At 71.9% G+C, this 17,769-nt stretch carries 17 protein-coding genes; 12 read left to right on the top strand and 5 right to left on the bottom strand.

Translation table 11 applies throughout. From position 1 onward, the window contains the following. The first annotated feature begins 2 nt into the window (after nucleotides 1-2). Nucleotides 3-641 carry a hypothetical protein gene (locus JNB50_RS05385; protein WP_307794605.1) on the top strand — a complete coding sequence of 213 codons (639 nt, stop codon included), beginning with the start codon at nucleotides 3-5 and terminating at the stop codon, nucleotides 639-641. A 16-nt stretch (nucleotides 642-657) separates the two neighbouring features. Here JNB50_RS05385 and JNB50_RS05380 read toward each other — a convergent pair whose 3' ends face one another. From JNB50_RS05380 to JNB50_RS05365, 4 genes are read right to left on the bottom strand one after another with little or no spacing between them, the layout of a single operon-like run. Beyond that, nucleotides 658-1,581, bottom strand: coding sequence for an SDR family NAD(P)-dependent oxidoreductase (locus JNB50_RS05380; RefSeq protein WP_208039054.1), 924 nt, complete (start codon nucleotides 1,579-1,581; stop codon nucleotides 658-660). A 3-nt stretch (nucleotides 1,582-1,584) separates the two neighbouring features. Next, a complete protein-coding gene (locus JNB50_RS05375) occupies nucleotides 1,585-1,899 on the bottom strand; it encodes a chorismate mutase (RefSeq protein WP_208039053.1) in 315 nt (104 codons plus the stop codon). A 40-nt stretch (nucleotides 1,900-1,939) separates the two neighbouring features. Then, the gene (locus JNB50_RS05370; RefSeq protein WP_208039052.1) at nucleotides 1,940-3,271 is read right to left on the bottom strand and encodes a permease; all 1,332 of its coding nucleotides are present in this window, start codon (nucleotides 3,269-3,271) and stop codon (nucleotides 1,940-1,942) included. Continuing rightward, entirely contained in the window at nucleotides 3,268-3,984 is a 717-nt protein-coding gene (locus JNB50_RS05365) for an ABC transporter ATP-binding protein (RefSeq protein WP_208039051.1), read from the bottom strand. The genes JNB50_RS05370 and JNB50_RS05365 overlap by 4 nt, the downstream gene beginning before the upstream one ends. Nucleotides 3,985-4,155: 171 nt before the next feature. On the opposite strand from JNB50_RS05365, the gene JNB50_RS05360 reads away from it, so the two are divergent. Genes JNB50_RS05360 through JNB50_RS05350 form a run of 3 tightly spaced genes read left to right on the top strand, consistent with a single transcriptional unit; the run spans nucleotide 4,156 to nucleotide 6,399 of the window. After that, complete coding sequence (locus JNB50_RS05360) at nucleotides 4,156-4,623, top strand: SRPBCC family protein (protein WP_208039050.1); 468 nt, start codon at nucleotides 4,156-4,158, stop codon at nucleotides 4,621-4,623. After that, nucleotides 4,620-5,060, top strand: a complete 441-nt coding sequence (locus JNB50_RS05355) for a MarR family winged helix-turn-helix transcriptional regulator (protein WP_208039049.1) — start codon at nucleotides 4,620-4,622, stop codon at nucleotides 5,058-5,060. Before JNB50_RS05360 ends, JNB50_RS05355 begins: the two co-directional genes overlap by 4 nt. Before the next feature lie 55 nt (nucleotides 5,061-5,115). Then, nucleotides 5,116-6,399 (top strand): GNAT family N-acetyltransferase, encoded by a 1,284-nt coding sequence (locus JNB50_RS05350; protein ID WP_208039048.1) that lies wholly within the window; start codon nucleotides 5,116-5,118, stop codon nucleotides 6,397-6,399. Nucleotides 6,400-6,489: 90 nt separating this feature from the next. Here the strand turns inward: JNB50_RS05350 and JNB50_RS05345 are convergent, their stop codons facing one another. Next, nucleotides 6,490-7,776 (bottom strand): adenylosuccinate synthase, encoded by a 1,287-nt coding sequence (locus JNB50_RS05345; RefSeq protein WP_208039047.1) that lies wholly within the window; start codon nucleotides 7,774-7,776, stop codon nucleotides 6,490-6,492. Nucleotides 7,777-7,964: 188 nt separating this feature from the next. Here JNB50_RS05345 and JNB50_RS05340 point away from each other — a divergent pair, with 188 nt between their 5' ends. The 8 genes from JNB50_RS05340 (at nucleotide 7,965) to JNB50_RS05305 (ending at nucleotide 17,696) form a co-directional block, all read left to right on the top strand. Then, complete coding sequence (locus tag JNB50_RS05340; protein WP_208039046.1) at nucleotides 7,965-10,793, top strand: MMPL family transporter; 2,829 nt, start codon at nucleotides 7,965-7,967, stop codon at nucleotides 10,791-10,793. Then, complete coding sequence (locus JNB50_RS05335; protein WP_208039045.1) at nucleotides 10,790-12,706, top strand: YhgE/Pip domain-containing protein; 1,917 nt, start codon at nucleotides 10,790-10,792, stop codon at nucleotides 12,704-12,706. Before JNB50_RS05340 ends, JNB50_RS05335 begins: the two co-directional genes overlap by 4 nt. Nucleotides 12,707-12,857: 151 nt before the next feature. Further along, nucleotides 12,858-13,520, top strand: a complete 663-nt coding sequence (locus tag JNB50_RS05330; protein WP_208039044.1) for a TetR/AcrR family transcriptional regulator — start codon at nucleotides 12,858-12,860, stop codon at nucleotides 13,518-13,520. Further along, nucleotides 13,517-14,272: a hypothetical protein gene (locus JNB50_RS05325; RefSeq protein ID WP_208039043.1), complete on the top strand. Its 756-nt coding sequence runs from the start codon at nucleotides 13,517-13,519 to the stop codon at nucleotides 14,270-14,272. The genes JNB50_RS05330 and JNB50_RS05325 overlap by 4 nt, the downstream gene beginning before the upstream one ends. Beyond that, nucleotides 14,269-16,122 carry a YhgE/Pip domain-containing protein gene (locus tag JNB50_RS05320; RefSeq protein WP_208039042.1) on the top strand — a complete coding sequence of 618 codons (1,854 nt, stop codon included), beginning with the start codon at nucleotides 14,269-14,271 and terminating at the stop codon, nucleotides 16,120-16,122. Before JNB50_RS05325 ends, JNB50_RS05320 begins: the two co-directional genes overlap by 4 nt. A gap of 77 nt (nucleotides 16,123-16,199) precedes the next feature. Further along, nucleotides 16,200-16,364, top strand: a complete 165-nt coding sequence (locus tag JNB50_RS05315) for a hypothetical protein (protein ID WP_208039041.1) — start codon at nucleotides 16,200-16,202, stop codon at nucleotides 16,362-16,364. Between the two features lie 76 nt (nucleotides 16,365-16,440). Further along, entirely contained in the window at nucleotides 16,441-17,283 is an 843-nt protein-coding gene (locus JNB50_RS05310) for a metallophosphoesterase (protein ID WP_208039040.1), read from the top strand. Further along, nucleotides 17,280-17,696 carry a DUF3052 domain-containing protein gene (locus JNB50_RS05305; protein ID WP_208039039.1) on the top strand — a complete coding sequence of 139 codons (417 nt, stop codon included), beginning with the start codon at nucleotides 17,280-17,282 and terminating at the stop codon, nucleotides 17,694-17,696. The genes JNB50_RS05310 and JNB50_RS05305 overlap by 4 nt, the downstream gene beginning before the upstream one ends. Nucleotides 17,697-17,769: the final 73 nt, after the last annotated feature.

The raw sequence follows: 17,769 nt of genomic DNA, 5'->3' as shown, positions 1-17,769 counted from the left end.
CCGTGCGTTCGTCGATCCCGCTCCCCGGCTCGCGCTGGCCGCACGACATGGTGATCACCGTACAGGACGACACGCAGGAATTGCTGAACCTCCTCTGGTTGCGCGAGGCGTGGCAGCTGCTCCCCGACGGAGCGGACCTGCCGCCAGCGCTCAGCTCCCCTCCCGCCCCCGTCGACGGTTCGCTGCGAGCGGCCGCACCGATCGCGTCGTGGCAGGCGGCGTGGCCCGGGAGCTGGGCTGCAGCACTGAAGCACGCCGGCAGGGCACCTGATCCGCACCTCCTCGACCGCCTCCACGATCCCGGGATCGGTCTGGAGGAACGCGCCAGCCTCCTCCGTGAGCTCATCGGTCCGTCCTGGCGCGACGATGTCGGCCCTGAGGCGCTGACCCCGGCCGCCGAACAGTGGAGGAACGCGCTGCTCGACCGCAGGTTGCAGGCACCCCGCGCGCTGGACGAGCAGCCGGAGCACGCAGCTATCGACGCTCTCGTCCCGGCCTGGCGGTCGGGTCTCACGACGATCGTGGAGATACCGTGCACGGGCGAGTTCACGCGACGCATCGGCGAGCACGGCCTGCTCGTCACCGCCGAGACCCGCGCCGACCGCGAACGCTACGGCGCGGCTCTCGCCGGTTTCCGCTGAGGGCTACGACGATCCGTCAGACGATGGGGAACGGCTGATCCGCCGCAGCCTCCAGCAGCGGCCACAGGCGGGCCCCGGTGCGCGGCGACCGTGAGCTGCGCGTCGGGTGCGCGTGCGTCGGGAGGCCCTTGGTCCTGCCGACCGGGCCGAGGTAGTCCTCTCCGGTGATGCCGGGGTCGAGCACCGCCCTGACCGGCGCCCAGGCCCCGTGGTCCTTGCCCTGCGTCCACGCCGCCTGCAGGTTGTCGACGAAACGCTTCGCCCGCGTCGGCTGGTTGACCCCGCGCACGCCGGGCGTACGGCCTGAGGTCGAGTAGCCGGGATGCACGACGATGCTCGTGACGCCGCTCCCCGCGGCGCGCAGCCGCCGCTCGAGCTCGAAACCGAATGCCTGGGCGGCGATCTTCGAGCCGGCGTACGCGCGCCACGCCGTGTAGCCGCGCTCCAGCTGGAGGTCGTCCAGCCGCAGCCGCGAGAGCCGTGTCGCGAGGGAGCCGAGCGTCACGACCCGTGCGCCCTCCGTCGCCTGCAGCACCGGGAGCGCGCGGGCGACCAGCCGGAAGTGCCCGAGCACGTTCGTCGCGAGGACGAGCTCGTTGCCGTAGGCGTCGGTGCGGCGTTCGCGCGGCGGGTGCACCATACCGGCGTTGAGCACCAGGGCGTCCACCCTGCCGCGTTCGAGGAGCATCGTCGCCTGGGCGTCGATCGACCGACGGTCCGTCACGTCCAGAGGGGTGGCCTCCACCCGCGCGCCCGGCACGCGACGGCGGATGGCCGACACCGCCGCTTCTGCCCGCTCGGGGTCCCTGCAGGCCAGCACGACCCGGGCGCCGGCTCTGGCGAGCTGCTCCCCGGTGAAATAGCCCACCCCGGAGTTACCGCCCGTGATGACGACCGTGCGACCGTGGGCGTCGGGAAGCTGCGCCGGATCCCAGGCCACGCCTCAGCGGCCGTTCTCTGACGCGATGCGCTCGTGGTGGTGGATGACCTCTGCGACGATGAAGCCCAGGAACTTCTCGGCGAAGGCCGGATCGAGATGGCTCTCCTCCGCCAGCACCCTGAGACGTTGGATCTGCTCCCGCTCCCGCTCCGGATCGGCGGGAGGGAGGCCGTGCTCGGCCTTGAGCGCCCCCACCTGCTGGGTGAACTTGAATCGCTCGGCGAGCATGTGGATGACGGCCGCGTCGATGTTGTCGATGCTCTGCCGGATGCTCCGGAGGCGTTCCAGCGCCTCCGCGGTCGACTCGTTCTCAGCCATGCTCCGACCCTACCGGGCCGGAGCACCGCCGGAGCACTGTTCAGAGCGAGGGAGACGTCTCCGCCAGCACGTGCCTCAACACGGGGCGCGTCGCCCGGAGCGCCGCCCACACCAGCAGGACGCCGGCCGCCAGGCAGGCCGCCACCATGACCAGGGTGAGGGGTGCGACCAGGAGGCTCAGCCCGGCGAGCGGGAACACCACGATCGCCGCGGTGAGCGCCGAGCCGATCGTCGTCACGCGGAGCGGTGACATCACGGCACGCGACCGCGCGGCGTCCATCTCGGCGACGGGCATGCCGATGCGATCGAGGCTGACGTAGAGATCGCGACGGTCGAGCACGGCCGCGGCCTGGTTCACCCCGGCAGAGCAGGCGACCATCAGGAACGACACGATCACCGTGACGACGACGCCCGTGCGGATGTCGGCGAGCAGCGTCCGGCTCTGGGCGTCGCCTCCCTCGCCCGCCATCCCGAGGATCCCGACGCCGACGCCGGCGAACACCGCCATGAAGCTCGTCATCGCGACACCCGACACCTGCCGCCAGGCGGCTTTCGGCGATTCGAGCACGGCCCGGGCGGCGAGCAGCCGGCGTGCGGTCGTGGCACGGCGCGCCTGGCCGGAGGCGATCTTCCGGAGCACCCACGGTCCCACGAGGTTGAGGACGGCGATCGTTCCGCCGAACCCGATTCCGAGCACCGTCAGCACGACGAGCGCTCCGACGAAGACCTGGAGGGCGCTCATGACCAGGTAGGTCGCCGCGATCACGACGACCGCGACCAGGGCGCGAATCCAGTGCACGCGAGGGGCGGCCTGCCTGGTCCGCACGCCGAGGGGCGAGACGACCACGCCGCGCAGCCCGAGCGCAGCGCTCGCGGCGGCGAGCACCGCCACACCCAGCACGGCCAGCGCGACCGCACCGGGCTGGAGCACGGCGGCCGCTCCGAGTGGTTCGCCCCGGAACGGGATCAGCCCGACGAGCGGAGCGACAGGCAGGTACGGGACGAGCCCGGCGATCGTGCCGACGACGGCGAGCCCTGTCGACTCGATCACGGTGAGCGCGGCCACCATCGCCGGCGACGCGCCCAGCAGCCGCAGGCCCGCGAGCCGGTCGTCGCGGCGACGGGCGGAGAGCCGCGCGGCGGAGCCACCGAGCCCGACGAGCGGCACGACGAGCAGTGCGAGTGCGATGACCGCGAGCGCTTGATAGAGGAACGCGTCGCCGTCCCGCCAGGAGAAGAACGCCTGGGCGCCTCCCGCGACGACCAGCAGCAGCAGGGACGACACCGCGAACGCGATGACGGGGAGCAGCACCGTCGAGCGGTCGTCGGCGCCGCGGCGGGCGAACAGCCACGCGATCCGGAGCGTGGTCATCGCGTCACCGCCTCGTCGACGATGCGTCCGTCGGACAGCTTGAGGACCCGGGCGCACTGTCGCGCGACGTCGTCGTCGTGGGTCACGACCACGAGGGAGCGTCCGTTGCCAGTGGTGGAGGCGATCAGGGCCGCCATCACGTCGGCCGAGGTGCTGGAGTCCAGCGCGCCGGTGGGTTCGTCGGCGAAGACCACCGATGCGCCCGTCACCTGGGAGCGGGCGATGGCGACGCGCTGAGCCTGGCCGCCGGAGAGCTCGCCGATCCGCCTGGCCTCCATCCCGGCGAGACCGAGACGCCCCAGCCAGTCGGCTGCGGCGGCCTCGGCGGTCGTGCGCGCGGCTCCCGAGAGCATGAGCGGGAGGGCGACGTTCTCGACGGCGGTCAGTTCCGGGAGGAGAAGGCCCTGCTGGAAGACGAAGCCGAAGGCCTCTCGACGCAGTCGGGACCTCCCCGACTCGCCGAGCGCCGTCACGTCGACGGGTCCGGACGGCGCGTTCAGAATGACGGTGCCCGAGTCGGGCTTCACGATCCCGGCCAGGCAGTGCAGGAGGGTGGTCTTGCCCGAGCCGGAGGCTCCCATGATCGCGACCGATTCGCCCGCGGAGATGCGGAAATCGACCCCGCCGAGGGCGACGGCCGAACCGTAGGCCTTGGTGAGGGCGGAGGCGTGGAGCACAGGGCGGGCGGCGGATTGGTCGGGTGCAGCTGTCATGCCCTCCAGCCTGGTGCCGACGGCCGGGCCTCCGCGTCCGGCGCTGGTACGATTCGAGGCGCCGCGCCTCATCCGCTGGAGGTGGGCCCGCGGTACCAGGTGGGGTTGCGTTCTCGCTCGAACGGTTTACTCTATGCATAGATTATCTACGCACAGAGAAAGGTGACGACGATGTGGAGCACAGAAGAGACCGCCGAGACCGGAGCGTCGCGCGAGGCCGTCTGGGAGGCCGTGCGCGACCTCCACACCGGCGGCCTGACCTACCCCGGCGCCGACCGGTTCGAACTGCACGGACCGTTCGAGGTCGGGACGGAACTGACGGTCACCCCGGAGGGCCAGGAGCCCATACGCTCCCGCATCGTGGAGCTCGCCGCCGGGAAGACCTACGCCGACGTCACCGAGTTCGGCACGGTGCGGCTGACGTTTCGCTACGAGCTCGACGACCTCGCGGACGGGACCTTCGTGCGCTACTCGCTCACGATCGACGGCGCGGACGGCGACACCGTCGGGCCGGAGCTCGGCCCGCAGATCAGCGCTGACTTCCCGCAGTCGCTCGCCGCGCTCCTCGCGGCGGCGGAGCGCCGCGCCCACGACGCCGACCGCGCTCCGGCAGGCGACCGGGCCACACTGGACGCATGACCGACTTCCCCGAAGGGCCGGCGACCAGCCCGGGATTCCTGCTCTGGCATGCCACCCTGCGCTGGCAGCGGGCGATGGCCGACGCCCTGCACCCGCACGACCTGACCCATGCACAGTTCGTGTTGCTGGCCTCCACCTGGTGGCTGAACGGCCGCGACGAGCCGCCGAGCCAGTCCCGCCTGTCCGAGCTCACCGGCTCCGACCCGCGCATGACCTCGGAGGTCGTCCGCCGGCTGGCGGCGAAAGGGCTGATCGAGCGCGAGCAGGATCCGTCGGACAGCCGGGCGAAGGTGTTGCGCGTCACGCCGGCGGGAGCCGCGGCCGCGGTCGCGGCGATCGGCTCGGTGGAGGCGGCGGACGCGGCGTTCTTCGGGCCGGCGGCGACAGCGGCCCCGGGAGCGCTGCTGCCGATCCTGCACGCGCTCGCGGAGCGGTGACGGCCGGGCCAGCGGGATCTGGCCGGGCGTCGCACCCTCCCGATAGCGTGGAGGCATGACCCAGACACACCTCACCGCACCCCTGGACGAGCGCTCCAAGGAAGCGCTGGCCGGTTCCGGCCTCCGACTGTCCCTCCTCGACCCCACCGATACGGCCGCCGTCGACGCATGGATCATCGCCGACTTCCGCGGTTTCCACGGCCGACGGCCCACGGAGGAAGTGCTCGAGGAGGCGCGCGGCAACTTCGGCGGCCGCCGCACGACCGCGGTGTACGACGACGGCGTCAGCACGCCGGTCGGGACCGTGAACTCGTGGGTCGCACCCCTGACCGTGCCGGGCGGAGGCGCGCTCGACGCGTGGGCGATCAGCTCCGTCACCGTCGCGCCGACGCACCGCCGCCGCGGGATCGCGACCGCGCTTCTCGGCGCGGAGCTGCGCACCGCCCACGCGCAGGGCGTCCCGGCCGCGATCCTCACCGTGTCGGAGTCAACGATCTACGGGCGCTGGGGCTTCGGTCCCGCGACCTTCACCACCGGCTGGAGCATCGACACCAAGCGGGTGCGCTGGGCCGGAGGGCCGACCCCGGGCCGCCTCTCGTTCACGACGCCGGAGGAGTACCGCGAGACGGGCCGCGCCGTGCTCGCGGAGGCCATGGCCGCCCGCGCCGGCGAGATCGGACTGGAGCCGTACCTCGCCGACCGCCTCATCGGACCACTGAAGGGCGACGAGGACGGCGACCGCCGACTGCTCGTCCGCTACGACTCCCCCGACGGGCGGCCGGAAGGTTTCGTGAGCTACGTCGTCCGCGGCGGCGAAGAGGACTTCTCGCGTCACGTGGTGGAGGTCGGCTACCTGGCGGCGGCGACCGACGCCGCACTGACGGCGCTGTGGCGCTATCTCCTCGAACTCGACCTCGTCGCCGAGGTGAAAGCCTGGGCGCGCGGCGTCGACGAGCCCGTGCAGCTGCTGGTTCAGGACATCCGCGGCGCCCGGATCACCAGCGTGCAGGACCACCTGTGGGTGCGCATCCTCGACGTGCCGGCGACCCTGACCTCCCGCCGCTACGAGAGCGACGGAGACCTGGTGCTGGAGGTCTCGGACGAGCTCGGATTCGCCGGGGGCCGCTACCGGGTCATCGTCGAAGACGGCGAGGCCAGGGTGGAGCCGACCACCGACGCGCCGGACGTGACACTCCCGGTGGAGTCGCTCGGCAGCGTCTACCTCGGACACGACCTGGCGCGCGGCCTCGCCCTCGCCGGCCGCATCCACGGCGACGCCGACGCGCTCGACCGGCTGTTCCGCACGGCCGTGCCGCCGCGGCTCAGCACCTGGTTCTAAGGCGGGTCGCCCCGACATTCGTCACGGATGTCCTGATTCGTGGCACGAATGACGACATTCGTGACGAATGTGCGAAGCGCGACGCGTCTCTCAGTCGACGAGGTCGTGCCGCACGACGATCTCGTCGCGGGCCGGGCCGACGCCGATCGCCGAGATGCGGGCGCCGGACATGGCCTCCAGCGCGAGCACATAGTCCTGCGCGTTCTTGGGGAGGTCGTCGAAGGTGCGCGCACCGCTGATGTCCTCGGTCCAGCCGGGGAACTCCTCGTAGATCGGCAGCGCGTGGTGGAAGTCGCTCTGGGAGGAGGGGACCTCGTCGTGGCGCACACCGTCGACGTCGTAGGCGACGCAGACCGGGATGCGCTCGATGCCGGTGAGGGTGTCGAGCTTGGTGAGCACGAAGTCGGTGACGCCGTTGATGCGTGCGGTGTAACGGGCGACGGGTGCGTCGTACCAGCCTGTGCGGCGGGGACGGCCGGTGGTGGTACCGAACTCGAAGCCGCGCTCGCGCAGGAATTCACCCCACTCGTCGAACAGCTCCGTCGGGAACGGACCGGCGCCGACACGCGTGGTGTAGGCCTTCACGATGCCGATGACGCGGTCGATGCGGTTGGGGCCGATCCCCGACCCGGTGGCCGCGCCTCCCGCGGTCGAGTTGGAGGACGTGACGAACGGGTAGGTGCCGTGGTCCACGTCGAGCATGGTGGCCTGGCCGCCCTCGAACAGCACGTACTTGCCGTCCTCCAGCGCCTCGTTCAGCAGCAGCGACGAGTCGACCACCATGGGCCGCAGCCGCTCGGCGTAGCTCAGCAGGTCTTCGACGACCTCGTCGACGCCGATCGCGCGTCGGTTGTAGACCTTCACCAGCAGGTGGTTCTTCTGGTCGAGGGCGCCCTCCACCTTCTGCCGCAGGATGTTCTCGTCGAAGAGGTCCTGGATGCGGATGCCGACGCGGTTGATCTTGTCGGCGTAGGTGGGGCCGATGCCACGGCCGGTCGTGCCGATCTGCCGCTTGCCGAGGAATCGCTCGGTGACCTTGTCGATCGTGCGGTGGTACTGCGTGATGACGTGCGCATTGGAGCTGACCTTGAGGCGTGACACGTCGACGCCGCGCGCGATGAGCCCGTCGAGCTCCTCGAACAGCACCTCGAGATCGACGACGACGCCGTTGGCGATGACGGGCGTGACACCGTCGGTCAGAATGCCGGACGGCAGCAGGTGCAGAGCGTACTTCTCGTCGCCGACGACCACCGTGTGCCCGGCGTTGTTACCGCCGTTGAACTTGACGACATAGTCGATGCGGCTGCCGAGCAGGTCGGTCGCCTTGCCTTTGCCTTCATCGCCCCACTGGGCGCCGATGATCACGATCGCGGGCACGTTTCGGTCCTCTCGATGGTCGGGAGCGCGTCGGCGCCTCGCGGGACGACCGTCGCACTCGATCCTATCGCGACCCGTTTGCGGGGAGACCGAAGGGCGTCGCGACGCTCGTGACGCCCTCCGTCGACGACCACTCGATCCACGACCGGCATTGTCGTGGAGCTGAGCAAAGCTCTACATTGGCCCCGATGTCGTCCCTTCTGTACATGCTGGGCCGTGCCGCCTACCGGGCGAGGAGCTGGGTGCTCGCCGCTTGGCTGGTGGCGCTCGTCCTCCTGCTGGCCGGGGCGGGGCTGCTCAGCAACGGCACCGACAACACCTTCAGCATCCCCGGCACCGAGTCGCAGAAGGCCCAGGACTCCCTCGCCCGCACCTTCCCGGAGGTCAGCGGCACGTCGGCGCAGCTCGTCGCGGTCGCGCCGAAGGGCACGGACGTGCACGATCCGGCGTTCCAGTCGGCGGTCGAGTCGTCGGCAGCGGCGATCGCGAAGATCCCCCAGGTCACCTCCGCGTCCTCGCCCTATATCGGGCCCTCGACCGGCAACATCGCAGCAGACGGCTCCGCGGTGATCGTGCCCATCCAGCTCTCGGTCGCGCAGACGGCCGTGCTGCCCGCCACCGCCGACGCCCTACAGAAGGCGGGGCGCGACCTGGAGACGGCACTTCCGACAGGCTCGGAGGTCGCCGTCGGCGGTCAGCTGTTCGCGCAGACCGTGGCCGGGATCAGCGTCACAGAGCTGCTGGGCATCGTCGTCGCCTTCGCGGTGCTGATCGCGACCTTCGCGTCGGTGATCGCCGCTTCGTTGCCCTTGATCACCGCGCTGCTCGGCGCCGGGATGTCGTTGTCGCTCATCTTCGCGGCGACGCACTGGCTCACCATCGCCTCGACGACTCCACTGCTGGCTCTGATGCTCGGGCTGGCGGTCGGGATCGACTACGCGCTGTTCATCATCTCCCGCCACCAGGAGCAGCTGAAACAGGGCGTCGAGCCCGAGGAGTCCGCCGCGCGATCGGTCGCGACGGCCGGGTCCGCCGTGGTGTTCGCGGCCGTCACGGTCATCATCGCGCTCGTCGGGCTCAGCGTCGCCGGGATCCCGTTCCTGACGACGATGGGTGTCGCCGCTGCCCTCGCCGTGACGCTCGCGGTGCTCATCTCCATGACGCTCACCCCCGCGCTGCTGGGCTTCGCGGGGATGCGCGTGGTGGCGAAGAGGTACCGTAAGGCCGCGGCTGCGGCTCCGGCGGAGTCGGAGGATGCCGCGGCGACGGACGACACCGCAGAGGCCGGCGGCGATGCGGAGGAGAGTGAACCGCCAGACGAATCGGCCGCCGAATCGGCCGCCCCGCCCCCGGAGCGCGCCCCCGAGCCCACCCCCGGGCCTAAGCGCCCGCGCCGCGAGCATCCCGTCGCCACCGCCTGGGTGCGCACCGTCACCCGCATCCCGATCCTCACGGTGGTGCTGGTGGTCGCGCTGTTGGCGTTGGTCGCGCTGCCGGCGGCCTCCCTCCGGCTCGCGCTGCCCGACGCCGGCTCGCTCGACGAGCACGAGCCCGCGCGCATCGCGTACGACCTCATCGCCGATCACTTCGGCCCCGGCTACAACGGGCCCCTGATCGCCACCGGATCGGTGATCGGCAGCACCGACCCCGTCGGATTGATGAACGACCTCGCCGCCGAGCTGAAGACCGTGCCGGGCGTCGCCGCCGTGCCGCTGTCGACACCGAACGAGTCGGGAGACACCGGGATAGCCCAGGTCGTGCCGACAGGTGCGCCGGACTCTCCCGAGACCCAGCAGCTCGTCGCGACGCTCCGCTCGATGCACGACCACTTCGAGCGCGAGTACGGCATCGACCTGTCGATCACCGGCTACACGGCGGCCGGGATCGACATCTCCAGCCGGTTGGGAGGCGCACTGCTGCCATTCGCTCTGCTGGTCGTCGGGCTGTCGCTCGTGCTGCTGGCCGTCGTCTTCCGCTCGATCGTGGTGCCGGTCACCGCCGCGCTCGGCTACCTGCTCAGCATCGGCGCGGCCTTCGGCGTCACCAGTCTGGTCTTCATGAGCGGCTGGTTCGCCGGGCCGCTCGGCGTCGCCCACATCGGCTCGGTGATCAGCTTCATGCCGATCATCGTCATGGGTGTGCTGTTCGGCCTGGCCATGGACTACGAGGTGTTCCTCGCCAGCCGGATGCGCGAGGCGCACATCCTGGGCGCCGACACGAAGGGCTCCGTGCACACGGGCTTCGAGGGCTCGGCCAAGGTCGTCACCGCCGCCGCGATCATCATGTTCGCGGTGTTCGCCGCCTTCATCCCGGGCGGCGACGCGCAGATCCAGCCGATCGCGCTCGGCCTCGCGGTCGGTGTGGCGGTCGACGCGTTCGTGGTGCGGATGACGCTGATCCCGGCCGTGCTGGTGCTCTTCGGCCGGGCGACCTGGTGGATGCCGCGGTCATGGGATCGCGCACTCCCCGTGCTCGACATCGAGGGCGAGGGAGTGCAGGCGGAGCTCGACGCCGCGGACTGGCCGGAGCCCGACGCCGACTACGCGATCGCCGCGGACGGAGCCCGCGCGGGCGCGTCGGGCACCTTCGACGCACGGGTGCCGCGCGGCGGGGCCGTCGTGCTGACCGGACCGGGGCACACCGCACTCGCGTCGGCGATCGCCGGACGCGCACCGTTGGAGGCCGGCCGGGTCAAGGTCGACGGCCTGCTGCTGCCCGTGCGTCGGTCGTCGGTGCGGTCGCGCGCGGCGATCGCCCGGCTCGACCGTACCCGCGACGCCGTCGCCGCCGTCCGCGACGCGATGTCGGACCGCCCCGTCGTCCTGGTGGTGGACGGCGCGGAGGCGGTGACCGGCGCCGAGCGGGCGGCGCTCGCCGGTCAGCTCGCCCGCGTGACAGCCGGCGGAACGGCGCTCGTGCTCGCTGCGACCTCGCCCGCGTCGGTCGCCGACCTCCTGCCGACCGGCGCGGACACCGACCCACCCACCCCTCGCACGCGACGGGAGCCCATCCCATGACACTCCGAAACGACGACAGGGCGCCGTTCGACGCCCGGGCCGGAACCGAGCGCACTCACGCCCTCACCCTCGTCGGCCTCGCGCTCGCGCCGCTGCTCGTGGTCGGCGTGCTCGGCTGGGGCCTGTTCTCGCCCGTGCAGCACCTCGACCGGGTGACGGCCGCCGTGGTCAACGACGACACCCCCGTGACCGTGAACGGCAAGACCGTGCCGTTGGGGAGGCAGTTCGCGGGCGCCGTTATCGCCGGCGGATCGACATCCTCCGCGTCCGGGTCCGGCAGCCCGTCGGAGGCGCCGCCCAGCGACGACCCGACCAACTTCGACTGGGTGCTCACCAACGACAAGGACGCGGCAGCCGGGCTCGCGAGGGGACAGTACGCTGCAGTGCTCACCATCCCGTCGTCGTTCTCGGCCGACGCCACCTCGATCGGCGGACCCGCGGCGAGCGCGCGACAGGCGCTCGTGACCGTGCAGACCAGCCCGGCCGCCTCCCTGGTCGATCCGGCGCTCGCTGCGGCGGTGAGCCAGTCGGCGACGGCGGCGCTCGACCGGCAACTGACCGCGCAATACCTGCAGAACGTCTACGCCGGGTTCAACACGATCGACCAGCAGATCGGCTCTGCGGCGACGGGCGCCGCCTCGCTCTCTGCCGGGGCGTCGTCGCTCGCGCAGGGAACGCAGTCCCTCGCGAGCGGGGCGGCCACCCTCGCCAGCGGGACGCAGTCCCTGGCTTCGGGTGCGCAATCTCTCGCGTCCGGACTCGGCACGCTGAGCGACAAGACCCAACCCCTCCCCGGTCAGACGCAGCAGCTTGCACAGGGCTCGGCCGCGCTCGCCGGCGGCGCCGACCACGCCTCCGCCGCGGTCTCCTCGGCCACAAGCCAGTTCGCCCAGGTCGTCGCACAGCTCTGCGCGACCGGCCCGGCGGCGCTGTGCTCGCGGGCGCAGACCGCGCTCGGCACGCTGCAGAGCGCGAGCACCGGGCTCTCGACCTTCGCCACCGGCTCGAACGCGGTCGCGTCCGGCAACGCGGCCCTCGCGGCGGCGATGCCCGCTGTGGTCGACGGCATCGACTCCTCGTCGGCCGCCGCCGATCAGGTGGCGGCCGGAGCCACGCAGACGGCGTCGGGCGCCGCGTCGCTCAGCACGGGAGCGGCCTCCGCTGCCACCGGCGCTGCGCAGACCTCGGACGGCGCCGCCCAGCTGTCGACCGGCCTCACCCAGGCCGTGCAGTCCATCCCCACCTACAGCGACAGCGACATGAGCACGCTCTCGTCCGTCGCCGCCCAGCCGGTGCGCGCCGTGCAGAAGGCCCCGCCTGTCGGTCTCGCCACCCTCCCGCTGTTCGCGGTGCTCGCTCTCTGGCTCGGCGGGATGGCCACGGCGCTCGCACGCCGTGCCGTCCCGTCCCGGCTGTTGCTGTCGACGGTCCCCTCCCCGCTCATCGCCCTTCGCTCGGCCGGGCTCGTCGCGCTGATCGGCGCCGGCCAGGGCGTCGTGGTCGCCGGCGCCGCCCAGTTCGGCCTCGGCCTCCGGCCGGACGTCTGGCTCGGCTTCGCGCTCGCCACCGCGTTCGTCGGCGCCGTCTTCGGGGTGCTCAGCCAGGCGCTGGCCGCGGCGTTCGGCGGAGTCGGCCGGCTGGTCGCACTCGTGGTCGGCATCGTCGCCCTCGCAGCCGGGATGTCGTCCACGGTGCCTGCAGCGCTCTCGTCCCTCGCCGGCGCGCTTCCGACGGCTCCGGCGCTGGCCATGCTGCGCGCGGCTGCGGGCGGCGATGCCGGGGCCGCCTTCGGCGCGGTCGGGCCGCTGCTGGTGTACGCCGTCGCGGCGCTCGCGCTGACGCTCGCGGCGGTTGCGGCCCGGCGCAGCGTGCGGCTGCCGCGGGTCGCGCGCAGCGCTCCGACCCCCGGCTGACACGCGCGCCCCTCCCGTTCGTTCGCTCCCCGCCCCCGAGGGGCACGTTGTTGTCCCTTTCGACGCGCGAAGGGGACAACGACGTGCCCTTCGGCGGAAGGGCGGGAGGATTAAGTTGCACAGCAATGTGCAAGAAGAGTAGAATGGGGGCATGCCCATCCCCTCCACCCGCGCTCCGCGCCGAGACGCGGCCGCGAATCGGGAGGCCATCCTCGTCGCCGCCGCTGCGGCCCTCAACGAGGACATCGACGCCTCTCTCGAGACCATCGCCGCACGCGCCGGGCTCAGCCGCCGTGCCCTCTACGGCCACTTCGCCAACCGCGACGACCTCCTGGTCGACGTCTTCACCCGTGGCGCAGGCCGCCTCTCGGCCCTGCTCGACCCGGTCTCGCACCCCGATGCCCGCGTCGAGATCGCGCTGTTCGGCGCGACCCTGTGGGCGGAGGTCGAGCACATCCGGGTGAGCGCGGCCCTCGCCGTGCGCGGCCCGCACCGCGAGCTCGTCGGTACCGCTCTCGACCCCGCCCGCGACCGGCTCAGGGGCACGGTGCAGCGCGGGATGGACGACGGCACGATCCGCACCGACCTCGACCGCGAGACGGCCACTCGGCTCATCGAGAACGCGGCCGTGTCGGTGCTCGACGAGGCGACGCGGGCGGGGCTCTCCGACCGGGCGGGCCACCGTCTCGTCATCCTGGCCGCCCTCTCCGCCGCCGGAATGGGCTGGCGGGAGGCCGATGAACTGCTCGAGGGAACCCCCGAGCTCGCGTTCGAGGCCGTTCAAGCGCAGCACCGACAGGAGGCCGGCAAGTGAAGATCGTGCTCGACGCCGTCGCCAAGGGCCCGCGCTTCGCGGCGCTGCCCACGACCTCTGCAACCTTCCAGACCGGTCAGGCGACGCTCGTGCGCGCCGAGACCGAGCAGCGCCCGACAGTGCTCGGTCTCATCGCGTCCGGCCGCATGCGCCCCGACGCCGGGAGCGTCGCGATCGACGGCCGGCAGGACTACAGCGACATGCGCAAGCGCATCGCCCTCATCGACGCCCCGGACGTGTGCGAGCCGGCGCCGGACGTGACCGTCGCCGGTATCGTGGCGGAAGAGCTCATGTTCGCCGGCCGCGCATCGCACCCGATCGCCGTCAGCCGCCGCCTGAGCGAACTCGGCGCATCCGAGTACGGGCGCTGGGCGATCGGCACCGTGCCGCCGACGGTGCGCATCCGCCTGCTCGCCGAGCTCGCGCTGATGCGCGCCGGCGTCGAGGGCCTCGTGATCGTCTCTCCCGACCGGCATGGCGGCGACCCGGTCGAGTGGTGGGAGTTCGCCCGCGAGCTGGCGGCGCGCGATATCGCCGTGCTGGTCGTCGCCGGCGACGCCTCCGCCGCCGCGATCGCCGCAGCCTCCCTGGTCTCGCGGATCGACGAGACGCAGACCGGCCCCCAGACCTTCGACGAAGAGACCTCCGACGAAGAGACCTTCGACGAAGACCCGGGACGGGACGACACCGACGAACCGCACCCCTCAGAATCCGGCGACCTGACCGGCACCGACCCGGTGGAGAACGCATGAAGATCCCGCAGATGATCGCGGCGGAGTTCCGCCGGCTGACCGCCAGCCCCATGTCCATCGTCGCGCTCATCGCGCTGATGTGCGTGCCCGTGCTCTACGGCGGCCTCTACCTCTGGGCCAACCAGAACCCGTACGCCAACCTCGACCGCATCCCCGCGGCGATCGTCGTCGACGACACCGGCACCACGATCGACGGCAAGAGCGTCAACTACGGCGACCAGGTGGCCGACCAGCTGATCGAGGACGGCTCGTTCCAGTGGCACCGCGTCGCGTCCGGCTCGGCGGCGAGTGGCGTCGACGACTCGAAGTACGACTTCAGCATCACGTTCCCCTCCGACTTCTCGACGGCTCTGGCCTCGGCGTCCGGCGACAGCCCGCGACGCGCTATCGTCACCCTGACGACCAACGACACGAACAGCTACCTGGCCTCCACGATCGGCACGCAGGCGGCCGAGAAGATCCGCACCTCGATCGTGAAGCAGGTCAACGAGGAGGCCGCCCAGCGTTTCCTGCTCGGTCTCGCCGACATCCGTTCAAGCCTCGTGAAGGCCGTGGACGGCGCCGACAAGCTGGTCGACGGCAGCGCGACCGCCCAGAGCGGCGCCTCCCAGCTGGCGGACGGCACCGCACAGCTCGCCACCGGATCGCAGACGCTCGCCGACAAGCTGGGCCAGCTGTCCGCCGGGGCCGCGCAAGTCAGCGATGGCGCATCGCGCGTCGCAGCCGGCAACGACCAGCTCGCCGCCAAGGCCACGCAGGCCGGCCAGGTGGCCGCGCAACTCGCCACGGATGCTCCCGCGGTGGGCCAGGACCTCATCGCCCGCCTCCAGGCCGCCCACGTCGACCCCGCGATCATCGATCAGGTGCAGACCGCGCTCGGTGACATCGACGGAAAGGTGCAGTCGGGCAACGCGCAGATCCAGTCCGCGGTCGGCCAGGTGAACCAGCTGGCCTCGGGCGCCGACCAGGTCGCGTCCGGCGCTGCCCAGGTCGCGAGCGGGTCGTCGCAGGCGCAGGCCGGCGCAGCACAGCTCGCGAGCGGAGCGTCCAGCGCCGCCACCGGCTCCGCCCAGCTGCGCGACGGCCTGACCACCCTGCACGACGGCACGACGCAACTGCGCGACGGGCTGGTGAACGGGGTGTCGCAGATCCCCGACAACTCGCCGTCGCTGCAGAAGAAGCAGGCGTCCACCATCGCCGACCCCGTGAACCTGCACAACGACTCGATCACCTCAGCGGGAACCTACGGCGCCGGCCTCGCGCCCTTCTTCGTCGCCCTCGCCGGGTGGATCGGCATCTATGCCCTGTTCCTGATCGTCAAGCCGGTGTCCCGCAGGGCGATCACCGCCCTCCACTCGCCGGTGAAGATCACGCTGGCCGGATGGCTCACCCCCGGCCTCCTCGGTGCGATTCAGATGGTCGGCCTGTTCGCGATCGTCGCCGGAGCGCTGGGCTTCGCCATCCACAACCCGCTCGGCATGTTCGGGATGATGGCTCTCGCCTCCCTGACGTTCGCGTCGATCATCCTCGCGCTGAACGTCTGGCTCGGAAGCGTCGGGCAGTTCCTCGGACTCGTGCTGATGGTGCTCCAGCTGGTCACCGCCGGGGGCACGTTCCCCTGGCAGACGCTGCCCGGGCCGCTCGCCGGACTGCACCACGTGTTGCCCATGTCGTATGCCGTCGACGGAATACGACAGCTGATGTACGGCGGCAACCCGGCCACGGCGTGGGCCGACGCGGGCGTGCTGACGCTGTGGATGCTGATCGCCCTGCTCGTCTCGGCGATCGGGGTCACCCGGATGACGCACTTCCGGACGCTGCGCGATCTGCGGCCGTCGCTGATCGGCTGAGCCGGGCGGGCCTATCGCTCGCACCCGGCCGGTGACTAGGGTGTCGCACGACGACACCCCGAACCGAGGAGGAACCCATGGCGGATCTCGAAGCACAGGCGGCGATCTCGCAAGCCAGGCAGGCGGCCAGCGCGGCGAGCTACGACATCCAGAAGCTCGCAGAGGACTCGATCGAGCGGCAGGCGCTGCACAATCTGCTCACCGCGGTCGAAGCGCTCATCCAGGCCGTCGACACCGAGTAACGGCCCACGTGCGGAGACGGCCGACGCCGGACCGCGCTACGCATGAGGGTCGGAGCTCGGCGCTAGGGTGGGCCGCGTGACCGATCCCCTGCGCATCCTGCACCTCAGCGACACCCACCTGTACGGTGACGGCCGGCTGCACTACGGGCTGGTCGACACATTGGCGGCCCTGGACCGGGTGCTCCTGCGCGCGGGCGAGCTGGAGGCCGTCGATCTGGTCGTGGCGTCCGGGGACCTCTCCGACGACGGCAGCGCGGCCTCCTACCGGCTGCTGCGCGAACGACTGGAGCCGTGGGCGGCCGAGCGGGGAGCCGCGGTCGCGTACGCGATGGGCAACCACGACCTCTCCGACGCGTTCGAGGAGGTGCTCGGGCCGCGCGAGACCGAGCGGGAGGTGCGCGGTTTCCGTGTCGTCACCGTCGACACGACCGTCGCGCGGGCCGGCTACGGGAGAGTGGACGGCGCGCGACTCGAGCGGCTGCGCGACGCACTGCGCACCCCGAGCGCGAACGGGACCGTCGTCGTCCTCCACCACCCGCCGGTCCCGCCGACGACCGGGCTCTTCGACACCCTGCGCCTCGTGGATCCGCAGCCGCTGATCGACGTGTGCTCGGCCTCCGACGTCCGGCTGATCCTCGCCGGCCACTACCACCACGCACTGGTCACCGAGGCCGGCCCGCGCGGCATCCCCGTCGTGGTGGCGCCCGCGGTCGCCAACACGACCGACGTGCTGTGGCCCCCGCCACGGGAGCGCGCCGAGCGCGGAGCAGGGTTCGCGATGATCTGGCTGCCGGTCGACGGCCCGGTGCGGGCGCATGTGGTGCGCGCACCCGCCGCCGATGACGGCGAGACGGTCTACGACCTCGACGCCGAAGCGATCGCGCGCATCGCGGCCGACTCGGGATGGAGCGGCGCATGACCGGCGCCGCAGGCTACTCTGGCACGCCGCTCTGGAAGAAGCTTGGCCTCAAGCCCGGGATGCGCGCACAGCTGCTGCACGCCGATCCCGGCTGGTCGGTCCCGGTCGAGGACGGCCCCGGCGACATCGTCTGGCTGCCGCCGTCCTCCACGGCACCGGCGGGGATGATCGTCGCGTTCTACCGGGAGGCCGCGGAGTACCTCGGCGAGCTCGACGCGCTGGCGCCGCGAATCCACCCGGCCGGGATGATCTGGGCCGCCTGGCCGCGCAAGGCCGCGGGCCACGTCAGCGACCTCGACGAGAACGTCATCCGCGACACCGCGCTCGCGCGCGGCCTCGTCGACGTCAAGGTCGCCGCCCTCTCGCACGACTGGTCGGCCCTCAAGCTCGTCATCCGCCGCAGCAACCGCTGACCTTCACCCACCGTCGCTTCCTCACTTCCTCCCGCAACACGCCGGGCGACAGCGAGAGAAAGTGAGGAACGGA

This window comes from Leifsonia sp. TF02-11 (assembly GCF_017565305.1).
Classification (GTDB): Bacteria; Actinomycetota; Actinomycetes; order Actinomycetales; family Microbacteriaceae; genus Leifsonia.
The sequence above is the reverse complement of the archived record's forward strand: the minus strand, read 5'-3'. Positions and strand labels throughout refer to the sequence as shown.